20 protein-coding genes are annotated in these 21,880 nt (G+C 64.2%); 12 read left to right on the forward strand and 8 right to left on the reverse strand.

Annotated features, from left to right (window positions below; all coding sequences use genetic code 11):
* Positions 1 to 121: 121 nt before the first annotated feature.
* The 8 genes from GXP34_03250 to GXP34_03285 all read right to left on the reverse strand — a co-directional run bounded on the left by GXP34_03250 (position 122) and on the right by GXP34_03285 (position 7,171).
* Positions 122 to 1,756: a DEDD exonuclease domain-containing protein gene (locus GXP34_03250; protein ID NOY54981.1), complete on the reverse strand. Its 1,635-nt coding sequence runs from the start codon at positions 1,754 to 1,756 to the stop codon at positions 122 to 124.
* Positions 1,757 to 1,943: 187 nt separating this feature from the next.
* Positions 1,944 to 2,678: an RNA methyltransferase gene (locus tag GXP34_03255; GenBank protein ID NOY54982.1), complete on the reverse strand. Its 735-nt coding sequence runs from the start codon at positions 2,676 to 2,678 to the stop codon at positions 1,944 to 1,946.
* A 92-nt stretch (positions 2,679 to 2,770) separates the two neighbouring features.
* The gene (locus GXP34_03260) at positions 2,771 to 2,959 is read right to left on the reverse strand and encodes a hypothetical protein (GenBank protein NOY54983.1); all 189 of its coding nucleotides are present in this window, start codon (positions 2,957 to 2,959) and stop codon (positions 2,771 to 2,773) included.
* A 44-nt stretch (positions 2,960 to 3,003) separates the two neighbouring features.
* Positions 3,004 to 3,783 carry a thioesterase family protein gene (locus GXP34_03265; protein NOY54984.1) on the reverse strand — a complete coding sequence of 260 codons (780 nt, stop codon included), beginning with the start codon at positions 3,781 to 3,783 and terminating at the stop codon, positions 3,004 to 3,006.
* Positions 3,777 to 4,367, reverse strand: coding sequence for a hypothetical protein (locus GXP34_03270; GenBank protein ID NOY54985.1), 591 nt, complete (start codon positions 4,365 to 4,367; stop codon positions 3,777 to 3,779). The genes GXP34_03265 and GXP34_03270 overlap by 7 nt, the downstream gene beginning before the upstream one ends.
* Positions 4,368 to 4,371: 4 nt before the next feature.
* Complete coding sequence (locus GXP34_03275) at positions 4,372 to 5,751, reverse strand: NAD(P)(+) transhydrogenase (Re/Si-specific) subunit beta (protein ID NOY54986.1); 1,380 nt, start codon at positions 5,749 to 5,751, stop codon at positions 4,372 to 4,374.
* Positions 5,748 to 6,032 carry an NAD(P) transhydrogenase subunit alpha gene (locus GXP34_03280; protein ID NOY54987.1) on the reverse strand — a complete coding sequence of 95 codons (285 nt, stop codon included), beginning with the start codon at positions 6,030 to 6,032 and terminating at the stop codon, positions 5,748 to 5,750. The genes GXP34_03275 and GXP34_03280 overlap by 4 nt, the downstream gene beginning before the upstream one ends.
* The gene (locus GXP34_03285; GenBank protein ID NOY54988.1) at positions 6,032 to 7,171 is read right to left on the reverse strand and encodes a Re/Si-specific NAD(P)(+) transhydrogenase subunit alpha; all 1,140 of its coding nucleotides are present in this window, start codon (positions 7,169 to 7,171) and stop codon (positions 6,032 to 6,034) included. The genes GXP34_03280 and GXP34_03285 overlap by 1 nt, the downstream gene beginning before the upstream one ends.
* A gap of 335 nt (positions 7,172 to 7,506) precedes the next feature.
* On the opposite strand from GXP34_03285, the gene GXP34_03290 reads away from it, so the two are divergent.
* The 12 genes from GXP34_03290 to GXP34_03345 all read left to right on the forward strand — a co-directional run bounded on the left by GXP34_03290 (position 7,507) and on the right by GXP34_03345 (position 21,707).
* Positions 7,507 to 8,892, forward strand: coding sequence for a hypothetical protein (locus GXP34_03290; protein ID NOY54989.1), 1,386 nt, complete (start codon positions 7,507 to 7,509; stop codon positions 8,890 to 8,892).
* A 73-nt stretch (positions 8,893 to 8,965) separates the two neighbouring features.
* On the forward strand, positions 8,966 to 9,844 hold the full coding sequence (locus tag GXP34_03295) for an ABC transporter ATP-binding protein (protein ID NOY54990.1): 879 nt from the start codon (positions 8,966 to 8,968) through the stop codon (positions 9,842 to 9,844).
* A complete protein-coding gene (locus GXP34_03300) occupies positions 9,841 to 11,031 on the forward strand; it encodes an ABC transporter permease (protein ID NOY54991.1) in 1,191 nt (396 codons plus the stop codon). The genes GXP34_03295 and GXP34_03300 overlap by 4 nt, the downstream gene beginning before the upstream one ends.
* 93 nt (positions 11,032 to 11,124) lie before the next feature.
* Positions 11,125 to 12,018, forward strand: a complete 894-nt coding sequence (locus tag GXP34_03305; protein ID NOY54992.1) for an NAD(P)-dependent oxidoreductase — start codon at positions 11,125 to 11,127, stop codon at positions 12,016 to 12,018.
* Between the two features lie 197 nt (positions 12,019 to 12,215).
* Entirely contained in the window at positions 12,216 to 15,440 is a 3,225-nt protein-coding gene (locus GXP34_03310; protein NOY54993.1) for a peptidase, read from the forward strand.
* Between the two features lie 2 nt (positions 15,441 to 15,442).
* Positions 15,443 to 16,651: a hypothetical protein gene (locus GXP34_03315; GenBank protein NOY54994.1), complete on the forward strand. Its 1,209-nt coding sequence runs from the start codon at positions 15,443 to 15,445 to the stop codon at positions 16,649 to 16,651.
* A 608-nt stretch (positions 16,652 to 17,259) separates the two neighbouring features.
* Entirely contained in the window at positions 17,260 to 18,378 is a 1,119-nt protein-coding gene (gene queG / locus GXP34_03320; GenBank protein NOY54995.1) for a tRNA epoxyqueuosine(34) reductase QueG, read from the forward strand.
* Between the two features lie 5 nt (positions 18,379 to 18,383).
* A complete protein-coding gene (locus GXP34_03325; GenBank protein ID NOY54996.1) occupies positions 18,384 to 19,031 on the forward strand; it encodes a hypothetical protein in 648 nt (215 codons plus the stop codon).
* Positions 19,028 to 19,288 carry a hypothetical protein gene (locus GXP34_03330; protein NOY54997.1) on the forward strand — a complete coding sequence of 87 codons (261 nt, stop codon included), beginning with the start codon at positions 19,028 to 19,030 and terminating at the stop codon, positions 19,286 to 19,288. The genes GXP34_03325 and GXP34_03330 overlap by 4 nt, the downstream gene beginning before the upstream one ends.
* On the forward strand, positions 19,288 to 20,052 hold the full coding sequence (locus GXP34_03335) for a metallophosphoesterase (GenBank protein NOY54998.1): 765 nt from the start codon (positions 19,288 to 19,290) through the stop codon (positions 20,050 to 20,052). The genes GXP34_03330 and GXP34_03335 overlap by 1 nt, the downstream gene beginning before the upstream one ends.
* 42 nt (positions 20,053 to 20,094) lie before the next feature.
* Entirely contained in the window at positions 20,095 to 20,541 is a 447-nt protein-coding gene (locus tag GXP34_03340) for an SRPBCC family protein (GenBank protein ID NOY54999.1), read from the forward strand.
* On the forward strand, positions 20,541 to 21,707 hold the full coding sequence (locus GXP34_03345; protein NOY55000.1) for a TRC40/GET3/ArsA family transport-energizing ATPase: 1,167 nt from the start codon (positions 20,541 to 20,543) through the stop codon (positions 21,705 to 21,707). Before GXP34_03340 ends, GXP34_03345 begins: the two co-directional genes overlap by 1 nt.
* The last annotated feature ends 173 nt before the right edge of the window (positions 21,708 to 21,880 follow it).

A 21,880-nucleotide genomic window follows, 5' to 3' on the forward strand; every position in this document is an offset into this window, starting at 1 on the left:
CGAGGCACAACGCGCCCGGTGTCGTGATCCGTGGCCGTTTCACGGCCCATCGTCGCATCGGGACGGTCGTGAGCCTGGTTTCGGGCAAGGCCTCCGTGGCGTGTCGCTCGACACGACGACATCAACGACGAGAGTCGACGTTCGCCAAAGAGAGCTCCGGGATCGGTCTACACGGCAGTGCCAGTGGTCCTGAGGCGTCCAGGAGACGAACGCGGCTACCGGCGAGCCATTGCCATATGAGATGAGCCTCTTCGGCGACCTGGACCGATGGCGGCGTCGGCGGCCACTCGTCTTCCAGGGTGGCGGTCGTGGAAGTGAGGGCCGGACCGGTCGACCCATTCCACGAGAGGACGAGACGGCCCCGTTCGATGAGGGCACCGTCGCCGCCATCGGATTCAACCCGGAGCAGTCCGGCCCGGTTGAGGGCATGCCACTCACGGCGGCGCAGCAATGCCCTCGCCAGGGCACGATATCGGTCACGAGCCCACGTGGCCTCCTCAAAACGCCGGAGTGCCGCCATGTGCGACATCTTTGCTGCAAGCGGATCGAGGAGCAGGGAAGGATCCGCGGCGATGCCTCGACGGAGGAGATCCACGATCGACGCGTATGCCGTCTCGGAGAGGCTCCCATCGCACGGGCACATCGACACGCCAAGTTGGGCGGCGGCACACCGTCCGTTGCGTTCACCCGGTCGGACGGTGCAGCGTCGAATCGGCAGAGCATCCCAGATGGCGGTCATCACGAGTTCGGCACTTCGTCGGCTTCGGAACGGCCCCAGGTAGGCCAGACCGTCCTCCCGCTGGGTGCGTACGAGGGACAACCGTGGAAAGGCTTCCTTGGTCAGCTTGACCCAATGCGACGACTTCGGCGGCTTCGAGCGGCGATTGTGACGAGGTCGGTAGGCGTGGATCAGTCGCAACTCGGTGACTTCGGCCTCGAGTTCGGTCGCGCAGACACGATGCTCGATCCTGTCGAGTTCCTGCAACATCGTCGTGACGGTCCGGCGATGGTCGCCATAGAAGTAGCTGCGGACCCTCGTTCTCAGGTTCTTGGCCTTGCCTACGTAGAACACGGTGTCGTTGCGATCGTGGAACAGGTAGACGCCCGGCCGGCGGGGTAGTGCATCGGTCAGATGGATCTTCGCATAGTGTTCGGACCCGCGTGCCGTCGGAAGTTGGAGAAGATCCTCGAGGGCGGTCACTCCGAGCGTTCCTGCCCGCTCGAGCAGACGATGCAGGATCCAGGCAGTGGCCCGCGCATCTTCGAGTGCGCGATGGGTGGGTTTGATCGGTGCACGAAAATGTGCAGCAAGCGTCGCCAACTTGAAGTTGCGAACCTCCTTGCGTACGAGGCGGCGCGCCAGACCCAGTGTGTCCACCCACCGGTTGCCGAGCTTCCCGTATCCGAGATCGAGCGCTGCCGCGTTGAGGAACGACAGGTCGAAGCGAACGTTGTGGCCAACGATCACCGCACCGCCGAGGAACTCGAGGAATGCGGGGAACACCTCGGCGATCTTGGGGGCGTTGATCACCATCGCGTGCGTGATTCCCGTCAGGATCGTGATGAACGGAGGGATCTCGCATCCTGGGTCGACGAGGGTCTGGAACGATCCGATCTCCTCGCCGCCTCGATACAGGACGGCGCCGATCTCGGTGATCGCGCAGTTCGGCGGCGTGGTGCCGGTGGTTTCGAGGTCGAGGACACAGAATGGTACGTCGCACAACGGTGCGCCCATCTCGTCAAAACTGCGCTGCACCGCGAGTGTCACGGTTCCCGTCTTCCGAACATGTGTTCGATGCTAGTGCCTCGACCGGCGACCTTCGCGGTGTTCTGCCGGCCAGGAACGCCGCTCGCTGCGTTCTCCGCCCCGACGCACCTGCCTCGGCATCGACACCCCGAACGTTACCGGCCAAGGCACGTGTCGGGATGAGTGACAGGAACGGCTACCGGTTGTCGGCTGTCGCTTGTCGACGGGTTGAGCGTTGACGGACGGCCTCGTACAGCATCACACCCGCGGCCATCGCCGCGTTGAGGCTGTCCGCGTCACCGAGCATCGGGATGCGGACCAGCTCATCGGCAGATCTCATCCACATCTCGGACAGGCCGTATTGCTCCGAGCCGATCGCGAGCGCACTCGGTCCCCGGTAGTCGGCTTCCCAGTGGAGGCGTTCGGCGGCCGGGGTGGCGGCAAAGGTCTTGACATCGCGCGCCGCGAGCCATGCCAACGTCTCGGTGCTCGATGCGATGGCCAGCGGCACGAGGAACAGGCATCCCAACGACGCCCGCACGGCGTTCGGATTGAAAGGGTCGGTCGTCGGGTCGGAGACGATCACCGCATCGACCCCGGCGGCGTCGGCGGTCCTCAGCATGGTGCCGAGGTTCCCAGGCTTCTCGATCGACTCGACGACCAGCACGAGCGGGTTCTCTTTCAGCACGATGCGGTCCAGTTCCGTCGGAAACTGTCGGGCAAGACCGATGAGACCTTCCGGTCGGTCCCGGTAGCTGATCTTGCGGAAAGGGTCTTCGGCGAACTCGATGAGGCGAGCGCCGGCGGCTCCGGCGGCCTCGAGGAGAGAGTGCTCGTTGGGGCCAAGGAACAGCGGAGGGCAGTAGGCGACTTCTTCGAGTTGGATGTGGGAGGCGATCGCCCGGGTGAGTTCTCGATACCCCTCGATCATGAAGAGACCCTCGGCATCGCGATGACGCCGGTTACGGAGCCGCACGAGACGCTTGACACGCGGATTCTGAGTCGAGGTGATGCGAGATTCGGTCACGACTTCGGCTCCAGGCGGGTCTCCTCGAGAGGCTTCGCCGTCAGATTCGTGCGAACGTCGGGCGCCGCAGCGCCGATACGCTCGTACGCCGGCAACATTCCCACGCCATCACCCCCGCCTTCGCCGGGACGGGCACCCGTGGTGACGCCATTGCCGCCGGAGTGAAGGTCGCGGATCGGTTTCATCTCACCATTCACATCCCGGGCCCCCTGCGTTGTGGAGGCCCTGGTCACACTTGGTCCACATACAGGCTCTGGAGGGAACGCCCAAGAGGGCCCTGCTCATCGTACAGGGACGACTGGGCCAGGCCGACACCGTGCGGTTGGAGGATGGTGTTCGCATGCATCAACACCCACTCTCCGGCGGGCTCGCGATGCAGATAGACGGTCAGATCCGGGTTGATATAGAGGAATTGCCGCCAATGCACCATCGAGGAGATTCCATTCCCGCAGTCTGCGGCGGCGAGCACGCGTTGCAGCGGCGTGGGGGGCTGCTCATCCACGACATTGGGCATCAGGCGGATCCACGCCGTTGCCGAACCGATCTGCGTCATGGATCCTTCGACGAAACGAACATCGAGGGCATCGGTGACGAAACTCACCGAATCCCAGGAGAAACCGACACCGGACGTGCACTCGTCGGGCAGGCGCCACGGTACGACGGCTGGGACCGGCGGCAGATCGAGACCCTCATGGCGACGGATCCTGAGCGCGCGTGCCGCCGCCACCGGAGTGCCATCGACAGCCAGCGACGCGGTGACGATCTCGACACGTTTGCCGGATCGGACGACCGCCGCCGTTGCCTCGATCTCCGCGATGGGTACCGGGCGCAGGAACTCTGCCGTGAAGCGTGACGTGAACATCGCCGGTGTGCCGACGCTCTCCATCGCGTGGGCCATGAGCGCCGCGGGTGGCCCTCCATGCTGGGCATCCGGGCTCCAGGGCCCAGTGGTCAGTTCGGTCGAGCGGAACGTGGTGGCGTCGATCCGCTCGTAGAGGGGTCTCACCATCGCTCCCGGTGGAAGATCTCGTCCATCGGCCGTCGCCCTCGTCCGAGAGAGCCGGAGCGTCGGTCGGGAGCCGGGTGACCGATCGTCACGACACCGATCGGGAAGACCGACTCGGGTATGCCGAGCAGATCGCGAAGACCCGGAACGGAATGCACTCCGAGGAATCCCGCAGCGAGCCCCTCATCGACGGCTGCGAGTAACAGCAGCATCATCGACGCTCCCGCATCAACCCACCAATACGGCACGGGCCACTCGATCTCCCTGCCACCGGGGACCGCCTTGTCCGGCTCCGCGTACCGGCGGCGGTATGCCTCCTCGGACACACAAACGACGACATGTACCGGTGCTCGGCCGATCCAGGGGTCGAAGCCCTTGTCGACATACCCGGATTCCCCGGCAAGGTTCGCGATCGTCTGCCGGGTCGTGCGGTCGGTGACCGCAATGAACGACTGCCCTTGCGTGAATCCGGCACTGGGCGCCCTTGCCGCACAAGAGACGATCCGGTCGATCGTTCGAGGGTCGACCGGATCGTTGGTGTAGTTGCGCACCATGCGGCGGTGCCGTACCACGTCGGAGAACTCCAACGCCCTACAGCTCCTTCACGGCGGCGATGATGTCGCTCATGGCTTTCTTCGCATCGGAGAAGAACATCAGCGTGTTGTCCTTGTAGAAGAGGGGGTTGTCGATGCCGGCGAAACCGGGAGAGAGGCTCCGTTTGATCACGATCGCGTGTTTCGCGAGGTCGACATTGAGAATCGGCATTCCGTAGATCGGACTGGAATCGTCATCACGAGCCGAAGGGTTCACGACGTCGTTCGCACCGACGACGAGAGCAACGCTGGTTTGAGGGAAGTCGTCCTCGATCTCGTCGAGCGCGAACAGCTTCTCGTAGGGGACATCGGCTTCTGCGAGCAGCACATTCATGTGTCCCGGCATGCGCCCTGCAACAGGATGGATGGCATAGCGAACTTCGACGCCGCGCTCTTCGAGCAGATCGGCCAGCTCACGCAGGTTGTGTTGTGCCTGAGCGACGGCCAAGCCGTATCCGGGCACAACGATGACCGAGTCGGCGTACCCCAGGGTGATCGCGACATCCTCGGCCGAGGCACTGTGCACGGGCTTCTCCTCGTCACCTGCCGGGCCGGCGCCCTCGTCGCCACCGAAGGCGGCGAAGAGAACGTGGCCGAGCGTACGGTTCATGGCCTTGACCATGATGTTGGTGAGGATCAGCCCGGAAGCTCCGACCAGCGCGCCAGAGATGATCAGAGCGTTCTCGCCGATCACGAACCCTGCCAGCGCCGCGGCAATTCCAGAGAACGCGTTCAAGAAGGAGATGACGACCGGCATGTCCGCGCCGCCGATCGGAATCACACGAACGATGCCGAGCAGGAGTGACAACGCGAGCAGGATCCACATGACCAGCGAACTCCCGCCGACGATCAGCCACACGACAAGGGCGACGACGACGATCGCAAGGAGGGCATCGCCGACCTTCTGACCCGGATATCCGAACGGCCGTCCCGGGACGAGGCCCTGGAGTTTCGCGTAGGCGACAAAGCTTCCCGAAAGGGTGACTCCACCGACCAGGATGGTCAGAGCAACGGTGATCGCTGCGCGGAGATCGAATGTGGGACTTCCGGACTTCTCGATGAATTCGGCCGCTGCCACCAGGGCGGATGCTCCACCGCCAAAGCCGTTGAACGCGGCGACGAGCTGTGGCATCGCCGTCATCTCGACCGTCTTGGCGAGGACGAGTCCGATGCCGCCACCGACGACGAGGCCGGCGACGATCACCCACGGATTGAGGATCTGGTACCGAACCAGGGTGACGATGATCGCCAGGAGCATGCCGAGCGCACCGATCTGGTTGCCGCGCCGTGCCGTGGCCGGGCTCTGCAATCGTTTCATACCGACGATGAACAACACCGCCGCGATGAGGTACAGATAGCCTGCGAGAACCTGGCTCATGACCGGTCCTTGCTCTTGAACATCTCCAGCATCCGGTCCGTGACCATGAATCCGCCTACGACGTTGATCGTCGCGAACGAAACGGCCAGAAAGCCGAGAATGATGCCTGCCATACCGCCGTAGCGACCGGCGACGACCAGGGCACCGATGATCGTGATGCCCGAGATCGCGTTCGATCCGGACATCAGCGGCGTATGCAACGTTGGCGGCACTTTCGTGATGACTTCGAACCCCACGTACGCCGCGAGAACGAAGACGGTAATGGAGATCAGCAGGTCCATCAGTTCGTCCCTCCTTCCAGCAAGGATCGCACACGTTCATTGACGACCTTGCCACCATGGGTGATGCAGGCGCCCGCGGTGATCTCTTCCTCGAGATCGATGCGCAGCCCTTCCTCGTGTACGAGATACGTGAGGAGGTTCAATGTGTTGCGTGCAAACATCTGGCTCGTGTTTGTCGCAACGCCGCTCACGAGGTCGGTGGGGGCGAGGATCTTGACACCGTGGTGCACGACGACCTCGTCGGCCCTGCTGAGTTCACAGTTGCCTCCGGTTGCGACGGCCAGGTCGACGATGACCGAACCAGGATGCATCGCCTCGACCATCTCACGGGTGATGAGCAGCGGGGCCCTCTTTCCGGGGATGGCCGCCGTCGAGATCACGACATCGTTGCGAGCAACATGCTCGCCGAGCTGCATGAGGAGGCGTTTCTGTGCGTCCTCTTCCAGCTCGCGGGCGTAGCCGCCGGCCACCGCATCTTCTTGCTGCGCGACCTCGAGTCGCACGAATCGGGCACCGAGGCTCTCCACCTGTTCTGCAGCGGCTGCACGAACGTCGTATGCGGAGACCACGGCTCCAAGACGTCGGGCCGTGGCGATTGCCTGGAGTCCCGCGACGCCCGCGCCGAGGACGAGCACCTTGGCCGGCGCGATGGTCCCCGCCGCCGTGGTGAGCATCGGGAAGAACTTTGTGATCGTGGTGGCTGCTTCGAGCACCGCCTGGTATCCGGCTGCGGTTGCCTGGGAGGACAACACATCCATCGATTGTGCCTTGGTCGTGCGCGGGACCGTTTCGAACGCCAAGGCGGTGACATTCGCAGCGGCGAGCTTCGCGACGGTCTCCGGCTCGTCGAGAGGCTGCAGCAGGCCGATGAGCACGGCCCCGGAGCCGAGCATGGCGATCTGCTCGTCGCTCGGCGGTCGCACCGTGATGACGACATCGCTGCCCCACGCGAGAGACGCCTCCGGTACGACGGAAGCGCCCACAGCCTCATACTCTTTGTCCAGGAAACCGGCGGCATCGCCGGCTCCTCTCTCCACCATCACCTGAAACTTCTGTTTGACGAGCCTGGCTGCGACGTCCGGGGTGATGGCGACTCGTCGCTCTCTTGGAGCGGTCTGATTGGGCACACCTATCTTCATTATCGTCCACCTCGAGGATGCACTTCTCGAAGCTGCAATCTATTGGAACCGGTGCCGATTCCCAAGTTGGGTCCGAGGCACCCCCAGGGGGTACTCATCGGCCTGACGTTGGAGCCCGTCGAACGCTGCATGACACGTCTGGACGGCGCCGAGGATCTCGGCCGGGAGGCCGGCTTCGAGCAGCGGGTCACCGACGGGCCGTCGTCGACAAGAATCGCGATGCCCGCCCCACGGTCCTGGGGCCGGAACGGTCGCGATATGAAGGTACGAAATGCCAAGCGCCGGGTGTGAGGCATCCGGTACCCGCATCACGCCGGCTCGGGTAACTTGGAGCAATGGATACCAAGTACTACCGGGACCTCGTTCGGCCGCTTGTCGAAGGGCGCAAGTTCATCCTCGCCGGAGAACCTCTGGCCGGCTATCCGAGACTCGTGAAGCAGCTTCGTTCTCTCGGCGCCGACCGGCTCTTTCTCATTGCTTCCGGTCGAGGAACCGGCGATCTCCCATCGGAGGAGGACGCCGAGTGGGTGATGCTCGACGTGTCCGCCAGCGACATCATGGAGGAGATTCGGGTGACGGCGGCCGCACTGAGACGTCCGCCGCCGAGGGTCGAGGCCGCGTTGGATGCCTGGGATCCGGAAGGATCGGCGAACGTGCTCGGTCATCCGTTCTATGCGGACGCCCACATCGCCGGTCGACGGGTGTGGGGTAGGCGCCGTCCAGAGTGGGAGGCACTCGAGGACAAAGTGTGCGCCGACGCCGTGTGGGACGCGGCGGGGATCCCCAGGGCGCCGTCAGAGGTCGTTGCCGCCGTCCGCGATGACCTCCTCTCCGGACACCGCCGACTGGACCGGGGCCTTGGCACCGCCTGGGCGGGTGACACGATGGAGGGTTTCAACGGGGGAGCGGTCTATGTGCGTCGGGTTCGAAACGATGCGGACGCCCGTGAGGCCTGTGGGTTCTTCGCCAAGCACTGTGATCGCGTTCGGGTGATGCCGTTCCTCGAAGGCATTCCGTGCTCGATCCACGGCATGGTGTTTCCCGATGAAACGATCTCGTTCCGGCCGTGCGAGATGATCACATTGCGCCCCGAATCGGGTGGCAAGCTCCACTATGGAGGCGCAGCGACGTTCTGGGATCCGTCCGCCGCCGATCGGACGGAGATGCGGGCGGCGGCCGAGGCCGTGGGCAGTGTCCTACGTGAGTCGGTCGACTATCGAGGCGCGTTCACGATCGATGGTGTTATGACGGAGGACGGCTTTCGTCCGACAGAGTTGAACACACGCTTCGGTGCATCGATCCGTGGGTTGCTGGCCGGTGTTCCGGACCTTCCGTTCAGAGTCATCCAGGCCGCCCTGATCGAAGGTGAACCGCTCGAATACCGTTCACGTGAGTTGGAGCGACTCATCGTCGATTCGGCGGACGAGCATCGCGGCGGCGGTGCCCTGGCAACAGTCGACCGACGGCAGGCGGAGACGGACACGAGGCATCTGGTTGCCGACGGCGCAGGTTATCGGGAGGCGCGAGGCGGTGAAGAAGCGGACGCGACGTTGCAGTTCGGCCCCGGTGGCCTCGGAGGGCTCGTGTTCTTCCGTCCCGATCCGGAGCGAACGCCGGTCGGCCCGTCACTGGCGCCGCTCGCCGCGGCCGCACTGGGCCTGGCCGATGAGATGTGGAATCTTGGTATCGGATCTCTCGCGCCGGCTCGTTCGGTGCGGTGATCCCGTCCCGGGGAGCTTCTTCGTTTGGCGGCAGTGGACGGCAACTGGCAAAATGCGCCAAACTGAGGTGAAGATGCTGAGTCTCGTCGACCTGCACAAACGCTATGGGAAGGTGGTCGCTCTCGATGGAGTGAGTTTCGACGTCGTCCCGGGGAGGATCGTCGGTTTTCTCGGGCCAAACGGCGCCGGCAAGACGACCGCCATGCGATGCATCTTTGGCCTGGTTCGCCCTGACGCCGGGGAGGTCCGATGGAACGGGGCACCGGTCGGAGACCGCGACTATCTGCGCTTCGGGTATATGCCGGAAGAGCGCGGGCTGTATCCGAAGATGAAGATCCGAGAGCAACTCGTCTACTTTGCTCGACTGTCCGGAGTGAGCGCCTCGCACGCGGCGATCTCGGCCGATCGGTGGCTCGACCGTCTCGGGCTTGCCGACCGTGCCCAGTCGAAACTCGAAGAGCTTTCTCACGGGAATCAACAACGGGTGCAACTGGCCGTTTCGCTTGTGCACGACCCGATGGTCGCAGTCCTGGATGAGCCGTTCTCGGGTCTCGATCCGATCGGGGTCGAAGCCATGGCGCGCACGCTGCGCGATCTCGCAGAGGCGGGCGCAGGAATCGTGTTCTCGAGTCATCAACTCGATCTCGTTCAGGACGTATGTCAGGACGTCGTGATCATCAACGAGGGCAGAGTGGTCCTGTCCGGCGAACTCGCCGAACTGCGTGACGGTTCCGAGCAGCGCCATCTGGCGGTCACCGTCGAGGGCAAGCCCTGGGCTCCCGATCTTCCCGGTGTCGAATCGGTCGGTTCGAACGGCGACCGATACCTCATTCGGGCGGAGACCGACATCGGTGCGCTCTTGGAGCAGGCGCGGCGAGATGGAGAGGTTACGAGTTTCACCTTCGAGCCACCGAGCTTGTCTGACCTGTTCAGAGGGGCCGTGCGGCAATGAGTGCGCTGCGGCAAGTGCTGCTGGTTGCATGGCGAGACTTCTTTCAGCGCGTCCGCAGCAAGGCTTTCCTGGTGTCCATGCTCATCATCGTTGCGCTGGTGGCAGGCGTCGGACCGCTCATGACGCTCGAGGGCAAGACACCACAGCCGTACACGATCGGTGTGGTTGGTGCGGTTCCCAACGATCTGGAGCTGGCGCTCGATACGGCTGCCTCGGCGTTTGATCGGAAGGCGAAGATCGTGACTTTCGACAGCGTGGATGCCGGTGATGTCGCTCTGACCGACGGTCACGCCGATGTCGTGCTGGTGAACGGCACCGAGCTCGTGTGGAAAGAGGCGCCGAGGCCGCAACTGGAAGCCATCGTCACTTCCGCGGTCCAGGGTTTGGAGCGGCAGCGGACGGTTGCCGAACTCGGTCTCAGTGACGAGGAAGCCGCACGACTCCTCCATCCCACTCCGCTGCAGACACGCTCTTTGACCGAACCCGATCCGAGTGCGGGACCGCGAAGGATCGCCGGCTACGTCGGGTCGATCCTGCTGTACATCTCGATCCTCATGTTCGGACAATTCGTGATGCTCGGCGTGATGGAAGAGAAGCAGTCGAGGGTCGTCGAGGTCGTGTTGTCACGGACACGCCCAAGCCGGCTGCTGGCAGGCAAGGTGCTGGGGATCGGCACACTGGGTTTCCTGCAGCTGGTCGTGCTGGGCGGCGCCGCGCTGCTCACGCTGAGTGCGACGCACGCCGTCAACGTCGATCTGGGCGGGATCGGGTTGCGAATCGCCGGCGCCGTGCTGTTCTGGTACTTGCTCGGCTACACGTTGTTCGCCGTTGTCTACGCCGCCCTCGGGGCGACGATCTCACGTCAGGAAGACGCACAGGGAGTCGGCATGATTCCGATGCTCGGCATTCTGCCCGGATTCATCCTCTCGATTGTCGCCCTCGACGATCCGAACGGAATGCTGCCTCACCTCGGTTCGATCATTCCGCCGTTTTCTCCGTTCGTGATGCCGATCCGCATGACCGTCACGTCGGTTCCTCTCTGGGAGGTCGCGTTGTCGATAGCGCTCATCCTCGCGGCGACCTATTGGGTGCTGCGCCTGGGTGCGCGTGTCTACGAGGGATCGATCCTGCGGATCGGGGCGAAGACGCGACTGCGCGATGCGCTGAAGGCCGATTCCGAAGCCTAGAACCTCTGAACCCAGGGCTCGTAGGGGTCGCCACGACCCCTACGAGCCCTGGGTTCAACGAGGTCTACTGTTGGGACGACAAAGGAGGCGCCTGTGAGCGAGAAGGTCGGGTTCATCGGAATGGGAATCATGGGCGCGGGGATGGCCCGCAACCTCATCGAGAAGGGCTTCGACGTCACCGTCTGGAACCGGACGTCGAGTCGGATGGAACCACTGATAGACGCGGGAGCATCTTCCGCGGAATCTCCAGCGGACGTTGCCCGACGATGTGAAACCGTCGTGATCTGCGTCTCCGACACGCCCGACGTGCAGGAGGTCGTCCTCGGCGAACGGGGCGTGCTCGAGGGGGTTCGGCCGGGATCTCTGGTGATCGACCACTCGACGATCAGCCCCTCCGCAACCGTGGAACTCGCCAAGGCGGTCGAGGAACGGCAGGCGCATTGGCTCGATGCACCGATCAGCGGAGGAAGCGAGGGGGCGGCGCGTGGGACCCTCGCGATCATGATCGGGGGCGACGATGCCCAGGTGGAGCGCGCTCGTCACCTCATGGAAGCGTATGCAACGACGATCACGCATGTGGGTGGTCAGGGTGCAGGCCAGATGGTCAAACTCGTCAACCAGATTCTCGTCGTGATCAACGGGTTGGCCGTCGGGGAGGCGCTGCTGTTCGCACAGGCCGCGGGTCTGGACCTGACCAGGACGCTGAAGGCGGTCGAGGGAGGCAGCGCCGGCTCGTGGATGCTGTCGAACCGGGGCCCACAAATGATCGACCGGGACTGGCGTCCCGGTTTCACGATCGATCTGCAACAGAAGGATCTGCGTCTGGTTCTGGAAACTGCCGACGAGATCGGTGTCCCGGCGCCCACGACCGCACTCGTGTTCCAGATGTATCGGGCGTTGCAGCATCGGGGTCTCGGCGCCGAAGGGAATCACGCACTCGTCAAGGCACTCGAGCAGATGGCCGGGATCGCCGTCGGAGACGTCTGAGCCCGTTCTCGTCGATGCCGGCCACAACAGGTGCTGCCGGCATTGACGAGACGTCTCCGGGCGAGCTCCGGGCAGCCTCGTCACCGGTCCGGGCTCCGACCACCGAGACTCATGAGCGGTCGGTGGGCGCAATCCGCCAGGGTCGGCTCAGCGCAGGGCGTTCGGTAGCATCGGAAACGTTCGAGTGAGGAGACCGCATGGCGACCGCGTCCGGCTACTACCGACATCCGACCATCCACGGTGAACGCATCGTCTTCGTCAGTGAAGACGACCTGTGGGTCGTGGGAGACGACGGCGGCATCGCCCGGAGGCTTACGGCGAGCCCTGGAACGATCACGTTTCCCAGGTTCTCACAGGATGGTGTACAGGTGGCGTTCACCGCGCGAGACGAAGGCCACCCCGAGGCGTACGTCATGGACGCGGATGGTGGGCCGCTGCGTCGACTCACGTGGATGGGTTGCCTCACGCAGGTTGTCGGCTGGACTGCCGACGGTGAGAGGGTCATCGTCGCCTCGGACTTCCAGCAGCCATTCACCGGTGCCATGCAACTGCACACGGTTCCCTTGGACGGCCGGGCGACCAAGCCGATGAATGTGGGGGTGGCTCGCGCCATCGACTTTCAGCCGGGTGGCCCTGGTGTCGTGCTCGGGCGAAACACCTACGATCCGGCTCGCTGGAAACGGTACCGGGGTGGGACGGCGGGCACGTTGTGGGTCGACCGGCACGGTGACGGGACGTTCGTCAAGTTGATCGACCTTGCCGGGAACGTGGCATCACCGATGTGGGTCGGAAGCCGCATCTACTTCATCTCCGATCATGAAGGCGTGGGCAACCTGTACTCGTGTACGCCGACTGGACGGAATCTGCAGCGTCACACGGATCATGAGGACTTCTATGCGCGATTCGCGTCGACGGACGGACGGCGGATCGTCTACCACGCCGGAGCCGACCTTTGGCTCCATGACCTGCGCTCTGGCGACAACCGGCGTCTCGATGTCGACATCCCGGGTTCACGCAGCCACAGGAATCGCAAGTTCATTTCCCCAGGCGGCTACCTGGAGCGCATCGATTTGCATCCCAAAGGGCATTCTCTCGTGGCAACGGCCAGGGGCGCGGTGGCGTCCATGCCGTTGTGGGAAGGGGTGCCCGTGCGACACGGGACGACCTCGGCAGTCCGCTACCGGCTCGCTTCGTGGCTCCCGGACGGTGATCGTATCGTCGCCACGACCGATGAGCACGGCGACGAGGAACTGATCGTCTTCTCCGGCGCTGCATCGGCCGAAGTGCTGAAGATCGATGTGGGACGGCCGGACTCGTTGCTCGTCGCACCTGCAGGCGACGATCGGGCCGTGGTCACCAACCAACGCCAGGAAGTGCTCATTGTGGATCTCGCCTCCGGTGACGTCACGAACGTCTACCACAGCCCGTACGAGCGGATTCAGGGGACCGCGTGGTCGCCCGACGGGCGCTGGCTGGCATTCTCGGCTTTCGTGAGCAGTCGGGCCGCTTCGTTGTTCCTGTACGACACAGAGGAGGGAAAGCTCACGCAGGTCACGCGTCCGGATTTCGTGGACGTGCGTCCTTCGTTCGACCCGAACGGCAAGTTCCTGTACTTCATTTCCCTGCGTGTGTACGACCCGGTCTACGACAGCCTGTACTTCGATCTCGGCTTTCCGAAGGGGATGCGCCCCCACCTGATCACCCTGTCCGCATCGGACGTCTCGCCGTTCTCGGCAGCGACGAGACCGCCGCGCGCCCCCGGAGAGGCCAACGGGGCCGAAACTCCCAAGGGCGCCAAGCCCGACAAGGAGGCGGGCCCGGTGTCGGTGACGGTCGATCTGCCCGGGATCGAAGATCGCGTGGTCGCCTTTCCGGTACCCGAAGGCCGGTATCAACGTGTCCACGGTGCCGAACAGAAGGTCATGTTCTCTTCCCGTCCCATCGAGGGCAGTCTCGATTCCCGCTGGAGCGACACGGAGGAGGAGCCCAAGAGCAAGCTCGAGGCCTACGACTTCAAACAGGACAAGGTCGAGACGGTGATGGAAGGAATCTCCGACTTCTCGGTCTCGGCCGATGGAAAGGTGTTGGGTATCCGGGTGGCCAGGAAGCTGCGGGTCGTTCCCGTGTCGTTCAAAGATGCCGATGCAAAGTCTGCCGAACCGGGTAGAGAGTCCGGGTGGGTGAACTTGGACCGGATTCGTCTCGAGGTCGTGCCAGGCGACGAGTGGCAGCAGATGTTCCGAGAGGCGTGGCGTCTCCAGCGAGACCAGTTCTGGCGTCCCAACATGTCGGGAGTCGACTGGGAGGCCGTTGCGAGGAGGTATCTGCCGCTGGTCGACCGGGTGGGCTCTCGGGCCGAGTTCTCCGACCTCATGTGGGAGATGCAGGGCGAGTTGGGGACGTCGCACGCCTACGAGCTTGGAGGCGACTACAAGCCGGAGCCGCGGTGGCTCCAGGGTTTCCTCGGTGCAGACCTCAGTTTCGATGGAAGAGCATGGAAGGTCGAGCGAATACCGCGCGGCGACTCCTGGCGGTCCGATGCCGCTTCGCCCCTGTCTGCTCCCGGCCTCGACATCAAGGTGGGCGATCGGCTCGTCGCCATCGAAGGCACGACGGTCGGCACTCGAACGTCGCCGTACGCTGCGCTGGTGGATCGGGCGGGCAGGCCCGTCGCGTTGACGGTTCGCCGTGGGCGCCGCAAGCCTCGTACGGTGATCGTCGAGACGTTGCAGGACGAATTCGGGCTGCGATACCGCGACTGGGTCGAAGCCAATCGGGAGAGGATCCACGCCGAGACGGATGGACGAGTCGGCTATGTCCACATCCCGGACATGGGGCCGCGTGGCTACGCGGAATTCCACCGGTACTACGGCATCGAGGTCGACCATGAGGGGCTGATCATCGACGTACGGAACAACCGAGGAGGTCATGTCTCACAACTGCTCCTGGAGAAGTTGCGCCGTCGCCGGATCGGGTATGACTTCACGCGGTATGGGCGACCGGAGTCCTACCCGGTGGATGCGCCGATGGGGCCGATGGTTGCGCTCACCGACGAGCATTCCGGATCGGACGGCGACATCTTCAGTCACTCCTTCAAACTCTTCGGTCTGGGACCGCTGATCGGGAAACGAACGTGGGGTGGGGTCGTCGGCATCTTTCCCAGGCACGCGCTCGTCGACGGGACGATCACGACGCAGCCCGAGTTCTCCTTCTGGTTTGAAGACGTGGGCTGGGGTGTCGAGAACTACGGAACCGATCCGGACATCGAGGTGGAGATCACGCCGCAGGATCACGCCGCAGGAAGAGATCCACAACTCGATCGTGCGATCGAAGAGATCCTCGAGATCATCGAGGAGCAGCAACCAGGCTTGCCTGTGGTTCCCGAGCCACCATCCCGACGCACGTCTGGGCTACCACACTGAACATGGACGAATACGACCCTCGTGTGCTGGGAGCGGCGATCCGGGCGGCTCGCAAGGCGTTGAGAGACCTCGACGAGGATCAGATCCTCCCTTCACTGCGCCGGGTCGCTGCGTCCACCGCCCGTCTGTTGCCACCGCCACTCGCCCGATCGTTGCTTCGGGACCTCGACAGGTTCGCGTGGCTACGGGACAAGGCCGTCGGGGCATGGCCGAAGATCGAAGAGGCGGCAGACGAGGATGCCGCCTCTGCCGCGTTTCTGTTGCGACCCGAAGGATGGGAGCAGGTCGTCGAGGCTGCTGTCGCGGCGCGGTCTCACCGGGATCTCGTCGGCTGTGTCGAGCGCCTCGAGGCGCGGACGCGTGACCTGGAGCAGCAGCTCGGCGTGGAACGTGAGCGGGCGGACAAGGCTCGCGCCGGCGCGGCGGAGGCCGAGCGGCGTGCGAGGCGTCGAAGTCACGAGATCTCCGAACGGGTGCAAGAGGCCCGACAGGCGGAACGGCTCGAGAGACTGGCGGCGGAGTCGCGGGTGGCTGCATTGGAGCGAGATATCGAGCAGGCGATCGGGGATCTGGCCGAGGCCGATGGCAGAGTGGCGTTCTTGCGCGACGAGCTGCGGCGTGCACGGCGGGCTTCGAGTGCCTCGATTGCCACGCGCGCTCCTGACGTGTGGTCGATACGGGACCCGGTCGCGTTGGCTTCGTTGCTCGATCAGATCGTGGCTTCGGCTCGGGCCGATCCGGCTCCGATGCAGGCGCCCGAGGTTGGCCCTTCGCCGCCTCTGACGCTGCCTGCGGGTGTCCGGCCGGACGACGGAGTGGCGATCGAGTGGTTGTTGGGTCAACAGGAACCGTTCGTGATGATCGTGGACGGGTACAACCTGTCGCATCAGTGGCCTGAACCGCTGACTCGTGAGGACATCAACCACCGTCTCGCCCGCGTGCGCCGGCTGGCCGTGGCACCGGTGAGGCTGCTGGTCATCTACGATTCGACGCTGTCGGGCGGTGAGGAGAGTGGGCTCGGTCCCGGAGGGATCGAGGTTCGCTTCACCGACGAAGGAACGATCGCCGACGACGAGATCATGTGGCTGAGCGGGACGGTCGACGGGAACGTGGTGGTCGTGAGCTCGGACAGAGAAGTCAGAGAGGGCTGTCCGCGGGCGCTTTGTCTGTGGAGCCAGGCCCTGAAGGAGTGGCTCTCCCCGCCCACATAGCCGACGGCTCGACCCTTCTTGCATGCGTTGGTCGGTGATGCTGCGGTGCACGCGCGTGAACGGATGATGGGTTGCCTGGTTCGCCGTCAGAGACGTGTCGACCCGTCCCCGTTTTCTGTCACACCCGGTTCGTATGCTGATCACAGATGGACTGGAGGTATCGAAGCCATGAAGATCAGTTGTGATGAATGCACGATGCAGCACTCGACGGCATGTGCCGACTGTGTGGTGACCTACCTGCTGCGCGAGGCGGCAGGACCGTTGGAACTGGGTGGGGACGAGGCGGAAGCCCTTGGGCAGATGGCGTCGGTGGGGCTGCTTCCTCCGCTTCGCCTGGTACGTCGCGAAGGGACCTGCCGAATGATCCCGTCGGGGGCGTCGACGTCGGTCGAAGGCCGCGCGGTACTCGCCGACTGAGACTTGCGTGATCCGGGAGATCCGTTCGGCGGGCGGATCGCCCTCTGGCGGTCGGCATCGAGCCACCGGCAAGAGCCGTGACGCTCGTACCCGGGGGGCCGGGGCAGGTTGCGATGGTGAATGCGAAGTGCCCCGTGCCAAGTGCCCGGCACGAGATGCGCCGACCGAAGCGAGGTTCCTATGCTCAGAGGATGACCGATCGGGTGGCCCAGGACCTGCGAGCCATCGCCGTGGCCAAAGGGTTGAGCGGGTTCGGCATCTGCACGGCCGAGCCGTTCGAAGACGTGCGTTGTTCCATCGAAGCGCGTAAGGCCGATGGAATGGCCGGACGGTTGACATTTACGTTCGTCAACCCGGAACGGTCCACAGACGTACGATTCAGTTTTCCGTGGGCGCAGCGGCTCGTCGTCGGTGCTGCTGCCTATGTGGCCGAAAGTGGAAGCCCTCCCCCGCGAAGGGCACGCGAAGGCAGGATTGCGCGCTTCGCCACGCGAGACGCCTACGCGCCGCTTCGGCAGGCCCTCGGCGGCATCGCAGAGCATCTGAGGGCAGAGGGGCATGAGGCCGAAGTCCTTGTGGACGACAACCGTCTCGTGGACCGTGCCCCGGTGGTACGGGCCGGCGTCGGTTGGTGGGGCAAGAACACGATGGTGCTCGCTCCCGGTGTGGGCCCATGGCTCTTGCTCGGGACGGTGGTGACCGACGCTCCGCTGGAAACGACAGAAGGGGAGTTCAGGACCTGCGGGAGTTGCAGTGCGTGTCTGTCGGCGTGTCCGACAGGTGCGCTCTCGAGCCCGGGCGTGCTCGACGCACGCCGCTGTCTGGCTGCGATCCTTCAGGCACCCGGCGTGATCCCGAGAGATCTCCGGAAACCGATGGGGGATCGTATCTACGGCTGCGACGATTGCTCGGAGGCATGCCCGCCCGGTCGCAGGCATCTGCGCGATGCGGGTGTATCGCGGGCGGGAATCGTCGACCTCCCGGCCATCTTGAGAAGCTCCGATCGCACGATCCTGGATCGATACGGACACTTCTACATTCCGCGCCGTCAGGCTCGCTATCTTCGGCGCAACGCTCTCGTTGCCATCGGCAACACCGGGGACGCATCTTTCGTGAACCTGCTGGCAGGCTATGTGGCACATCCGGATTGGATTCTTCGCCTCCACAGCGCCTGGGCACTCGGTCGAATCGGAGGTCCGTTCGCGATCGCCGTGTTGAGAGCGGCTCAGCAACAGGAGGTTCATGGCAAGGTCCAGGAGGAGATCGTGCTCAGTCTCCGAGACCTGGGTGGGCGCGACCAGGTACGCTGAACTGGATGCCCAGACACGTGATCTGTCCGAACTGCGGAGCTCGCAACACCGTGGGAGCGTTGTGGTGCGGACAGTGCTACCGGCCGTTCGCTCAGGAGACCGAGGGAGCGGATGCGGAGCACCCCGAACCTGACATCATCGCGACCGCGCAAGGGCAGATCGCGATGGACCTGCCCCTTCCCGAGACGCCGCGCCTCGGTGGGGGAGCGTGGACATGTCCGGTGTGCGGAGTCGGCAACCCGCTCGCCGACTCGTACTGCGCGGCGTGCGGAAGTTCGATCTTTGAAGCGTTCAAGACAGAGGAACAACAATCGGTGGACGCTCGCGGCGCCGTGTTGCGCGGCCTTTTGCTTCCGGGGCTGGGACACGCGTATGCCGGCCAGGCTCTCCTCGGTGTGTCGGTGGGAGCGCTCGTCGCGATGAGCCTCCTCTTGGGCGTAATGCTCATCACTCACGACGTCCTCTTCGCCGGGATCCTGTTCGTTGTCGTCGGGGTGGGGGTGTGGGGGATCGGTGTGCTCGATGCCTTTCGGTGGGCCCGGGGCGAGACCCACGGAATCATGCTTCGGCCGCGTGTGCTCACCGCGCTCGTCGGCGCCGTGCTGCTGGTGCTCATCATCGTGATGGTCTCGGCACAAGGGACGCAGCGATGAGATCGGCGTACGGTGTCGCTCTCATAGTGGGGCTGATCGCACTGATTGCATGGGTGATCGCGGTTGCTGCGTCTCGGACCGACGCCGGCAATCCGGAGCAGCGATTCGGCTTGTTGGGCCGGCGCGTTGTCGGTGCGCTGATCGCGTTCGGGATGGGGGGTCTGTCGGCGGCCTACGGGGGTTGGCCTGCATGGGCGGCGATCGTTGCTGCGTTCGTCGCGGCAGGAGCGGCGATCTGGTACGTCGGAACGGTGTGATGTTGCTCGTGTCCGATGTCCATGGGGCCTTCTCGGCGCTCGCGCGTGTGGCGCGGAGTGGCGAGCCCCTGCTCGTTCTCGGTGACTTCATCAACTTCATCGACTACCGCACCAACGAGGGGATTCTCGCCGATGTACTCGGAACGGCCTTCGTCCAGCAGGTGTCTCGGTACAGGGCGGACGGTGACTATGCGGCGTCGAGGCGTTTGTGGAAGGAACGGTTCGGGGGAGATGCAACGCAGGTTCGTGAAGCGATTACGCGAGCAGTCGACGTTCAGTATGCGGCGGTCAGGGCCGCCCTGGAGGGTACCGAAGCCTATGCGACCTACGGCAACGTCGACTGGCCGGGGCTGCTTCGGCGCTCGCTTCCCGACGGTGTGCAGTTCGTAGATGGTGAAGCGATCGAGATCGAGGGTGTCACGGTCGGTATGGTCGGTGGTGGGTCTCCGACGCCGCTGGGTGTGCCAGGAGAGGTGTCCGAGGGCGAGTTGGCTCGCAAGCTGGACGGACTCGGTCCGGTCGACGTGCTGTGCACACACCTTCCGCCGGCCATTCCCTCCTTGCATCGTGACGTTATCACCGGTCGGCTGGAAGGTGGTTCACGGGCGGTGCTCGACTATCTGCGCACCAGTCGGCCGACACATCATTACTTCGGTGACATCCATCAGCCGCAGGCGGCGCGCTGGAGGGTCGGCGGTACGATTTGCGTGAACGTCGGGTATTTCCGAGCGACGCGACGTCCGGTGCGACACGACGTTTCGTGAGCCCGACGGTGGGCTACCCTTGGATAACGAAGAGGAGCGAGAATGAGCGAAGGTACGGTCCAGAGCATCGAGATTCCTGCGCCTGCCGGGGAGATCTTCGACGTGCTCGCCGACCTCGAGCGTTATCCCGAATGGATCACCGCGATGCGGTCGGTGGTCGTCCTCGAGCGAGATCCCGACGGCCTTCCCGCTCGAGCGGAGTTCGAGGTCGACGCGATGGTCAAAGTCATTACCTATGTGCTCAACTACACCTTCGAGCGTCCCCACGTGATGTCCTGGGTGGCCGAGCCGGGTGACGACATTCGGGAAATGGTCGGTTCGTACGAACTCAACGACATCGAGGGGGGCGGGACGGACGTGATCTATGCGTTGCGTGTCGATTACGGTTTCCCACTTCCAGGTTTTCTCCGGCGTCAGGCCGAAAAGCAGCTTGTTTCGACAGCGCTGCGCGGGTTGCGAAAGCGGGTGCGGCAAGTCGGGGAGGACTGATGCGGATCCTCCTCGTGACCGGTAAGGGTGGCGTCGGCAAGACAACGATCTCGGCGGCGACCGCCCTGAAGGCAACCGACCTGGGGTACCGGTCGCTGGTGGTCTCCACGGATCCGGCGCACAGCCTCTCCGACGCGTTTGCGCTTCCTCTTGGAGATGAACCGCGCGAAATCGTCCCCGGCCTCCACGCCCAGCAGATCGACACACAGAAGCGGCTCGAATCCTATTGGGGGGAGATTCGCAATCAGCTGATGGCCATCCTCGACTGGGGCGGTGTGCGCGGTATCGAGGCCGAGGAATTCCTCGTGTTCCCCGGTATGGATGAGCTGTTTGCACTCATCGAGGTTCGGGCCCAGGCGATCTCCGGACGGTATGACCTCGTCGTCGTCGACTGTGCGCCGACGGCCGAGACCCTGCGACTGCTGTCCCTTCCGGAGGTCCTGTCCTGGTACTTCGACAAGATCTTCTTCACCCAACGCCGGCTCATGCGGGCTGCAAGGCCCGTCCTGAGCCGTGTGACCGACCTTCCGCTGCCAGGCGAGAAAGTCTACGACGCGGCAGAGAATGTGTTCACGAGTATCGAGAAGGCACGAACATTGCTGCTCGACCCGAAGGTCACGACTGCGAGGTTGGTGGTGAACCCGGAGCGTATGGTCGTGAACGAGGCTCGGAGGACCTATACATACCTGACCCTGTTCGGCTACGCGGTCGATGGGGTCGTGGTCAACAGGGTTCTTCCCGACGCCGTGAACGATCCGTACTTCGAACGGTGGCGAGAGATTCAGGCCGAACATCTCGAGCGAATCGACGAGTCGTTCGCGGACGTGCCGGTGCTCCGACTTCGACTCTTCGACGACGAGATGGTGGGGGAGGAGCGCCTGCGGGCACTCGGGGAGGAACTGTACGGGGACACGGACCCGATCACATCGTACGTGGGAAACCGTCCGTTCCGTGTGGTCGAGCACGAAAAGGAAGTGCGTCTCGAGCTCTCTTTGCCCTTCGCGACGAGCGAGGACATCGACGTCATGCGTGACGGTCACGAGGTGTACGTGACCGTCGGCCCGTACCGGCGCTCGTTTGTCCTCCCCGATTCGCTCCAGCGTCGGGAGATCGCCGGGGCCAAGCTCTCCCAAGGTGTCCTGACGATCGAGTTCGTGGAGCGCTAGGAGACGGCTGAGCACTCCATCGGACACATCTCGACGGCCGTGCATCTTTGACCGACGCAGACCAACCTGATCGTGTCATCGAATCGGCCCGGCGGGAGCCGTATCGACCCGAGGTTGTGATACGAAGTACCGGGCAGGGCGAGCGAGGCAAGCCAAGACGCGGCGATGGCCCG

It is taken from the genome of Actinomycetota bacterium (genome assembly GCA_013152275.1).
Taxonomy (GTDB): domain Bacteria; phylum Actinomycetota; class Acidimicrobiia; order Spongiisociales; family UBA4744; genus BMS3Bbin01.

Bases quoted from the DNA above. Each gene is read 5' to 3' on its own strand.
- GXP34_03255 (NOY54982.1), bottom strand. From the start codon at position 2,678: ATGATCGAGGGGTATCGAGAACTCACCCGGGCGATCGCCTCCCACATC.
- GXP34_03260 (NOY54983.1), bottom strand. From the start codon at position 2,959: ATGAAACCGATCCGCGACCTTCACTCCGGCGGCAATGGCGTCACCACG.
- GXP34_03265 (NOY54984.1), bottom strand. From the start codon at position 3,783: ATGGTGAGACCCCTCTACGAGCGGATCGACGCCACCACGTTCCGCTCG.
- GXP34_03275 (NOY54986.1), bottom strand. From the start codon at position 5,751: ATGAGCCAGGTTCTCGCAGGCTATCTGTACCTCATCGCGGCGGTGTTG.
- GXP34_03280 (NOY54987.1), bottom strand. From the start codon at position 6,032: ATGGACCTGCTGATCTCCATTACCGTCTTCGTTCTCGCGGCGTACGTG.
- GXP34_03285 (NOY54988.1), bottom strand. From the start codon at position 7,171: ATGAAGATAGGTGTGCCCAATCAGACCGCTCCAAGAGAGCGACGAGTC.
- GXP34_03290 (NOY54989.1), top strand. From the start codon at position 7,507: ATGGATACCAAGTACTACCGGGACCTCGTTCGGCCGCTTGTCGAAGGG.
- GXP34_03295 (NOY54990.1), top strand. From the start codon at position 8,966: ATGCTGAGTCTCGTCGACCTGCACAAACGCTATGGGAAGGTGGTCGCT.
- GXP34_03300 (NOY54991.1), top strand. From the start codon at position 9,841: ATGAGTGCGCTGCGGCAAGTGCTGCTGGTTGCATGGCGAGACTTCTTT.
- GXP34_03310 (NOY54993.1), top strand. From the start codon at position 12,216: ATGGCGACCGCGTCCGGCTACTACCGACATCCGACCATCCACGGTGAA.
- GXP34_03315 (NOY54994.1), top strand. From the start codon at position 15,443: ATGGACGAATACGACCCTCGTGTGCTGGGAGCGGCGATCCGGGCGGCT.
- queG (NOY54995.1), top strand. From the start codon at position 17,260: ATGACCGATCGGGTGGCCCAGGACCTGCGAGCCATCGCCGTGGCCAAA.
- GXP34_03325 (NOY54996.1), top strand. From the start codon at position 18,384: ATGCCCAGACACGTGATCTGTCCGAACTGCGGAGCTCGCAACACCGTG.
- GXP34_03330 (NOY54997.1), top strand. From the start codon at position 19,028: ATGAGATCGGCGTACGGTGTCGCTCTCATAGTGGGGCTGATCGCACTG.
- GXP34_03335 (NOY54998.1), top strand. From the start codon at position 19,288: ATGTTGCTCGTGTCCGATGTCCATGGGGCCTTCTCGGCGCTCGCGCGT.
- GXP34_03340 (NOY54999.1), top strand. From the start codon at position 20,095: ATGAGCGAAGGTACGGTCCAGAGCATCGAGATTCCTGCGCCTGCCGGG.
- GXP34_03345 (NOY55000.1), top strand. From the start codon at position 20,541: ATGCGGATCCTCCTCGTGACCGGTAAGGGTGGCGTCGGCAAGACAACG.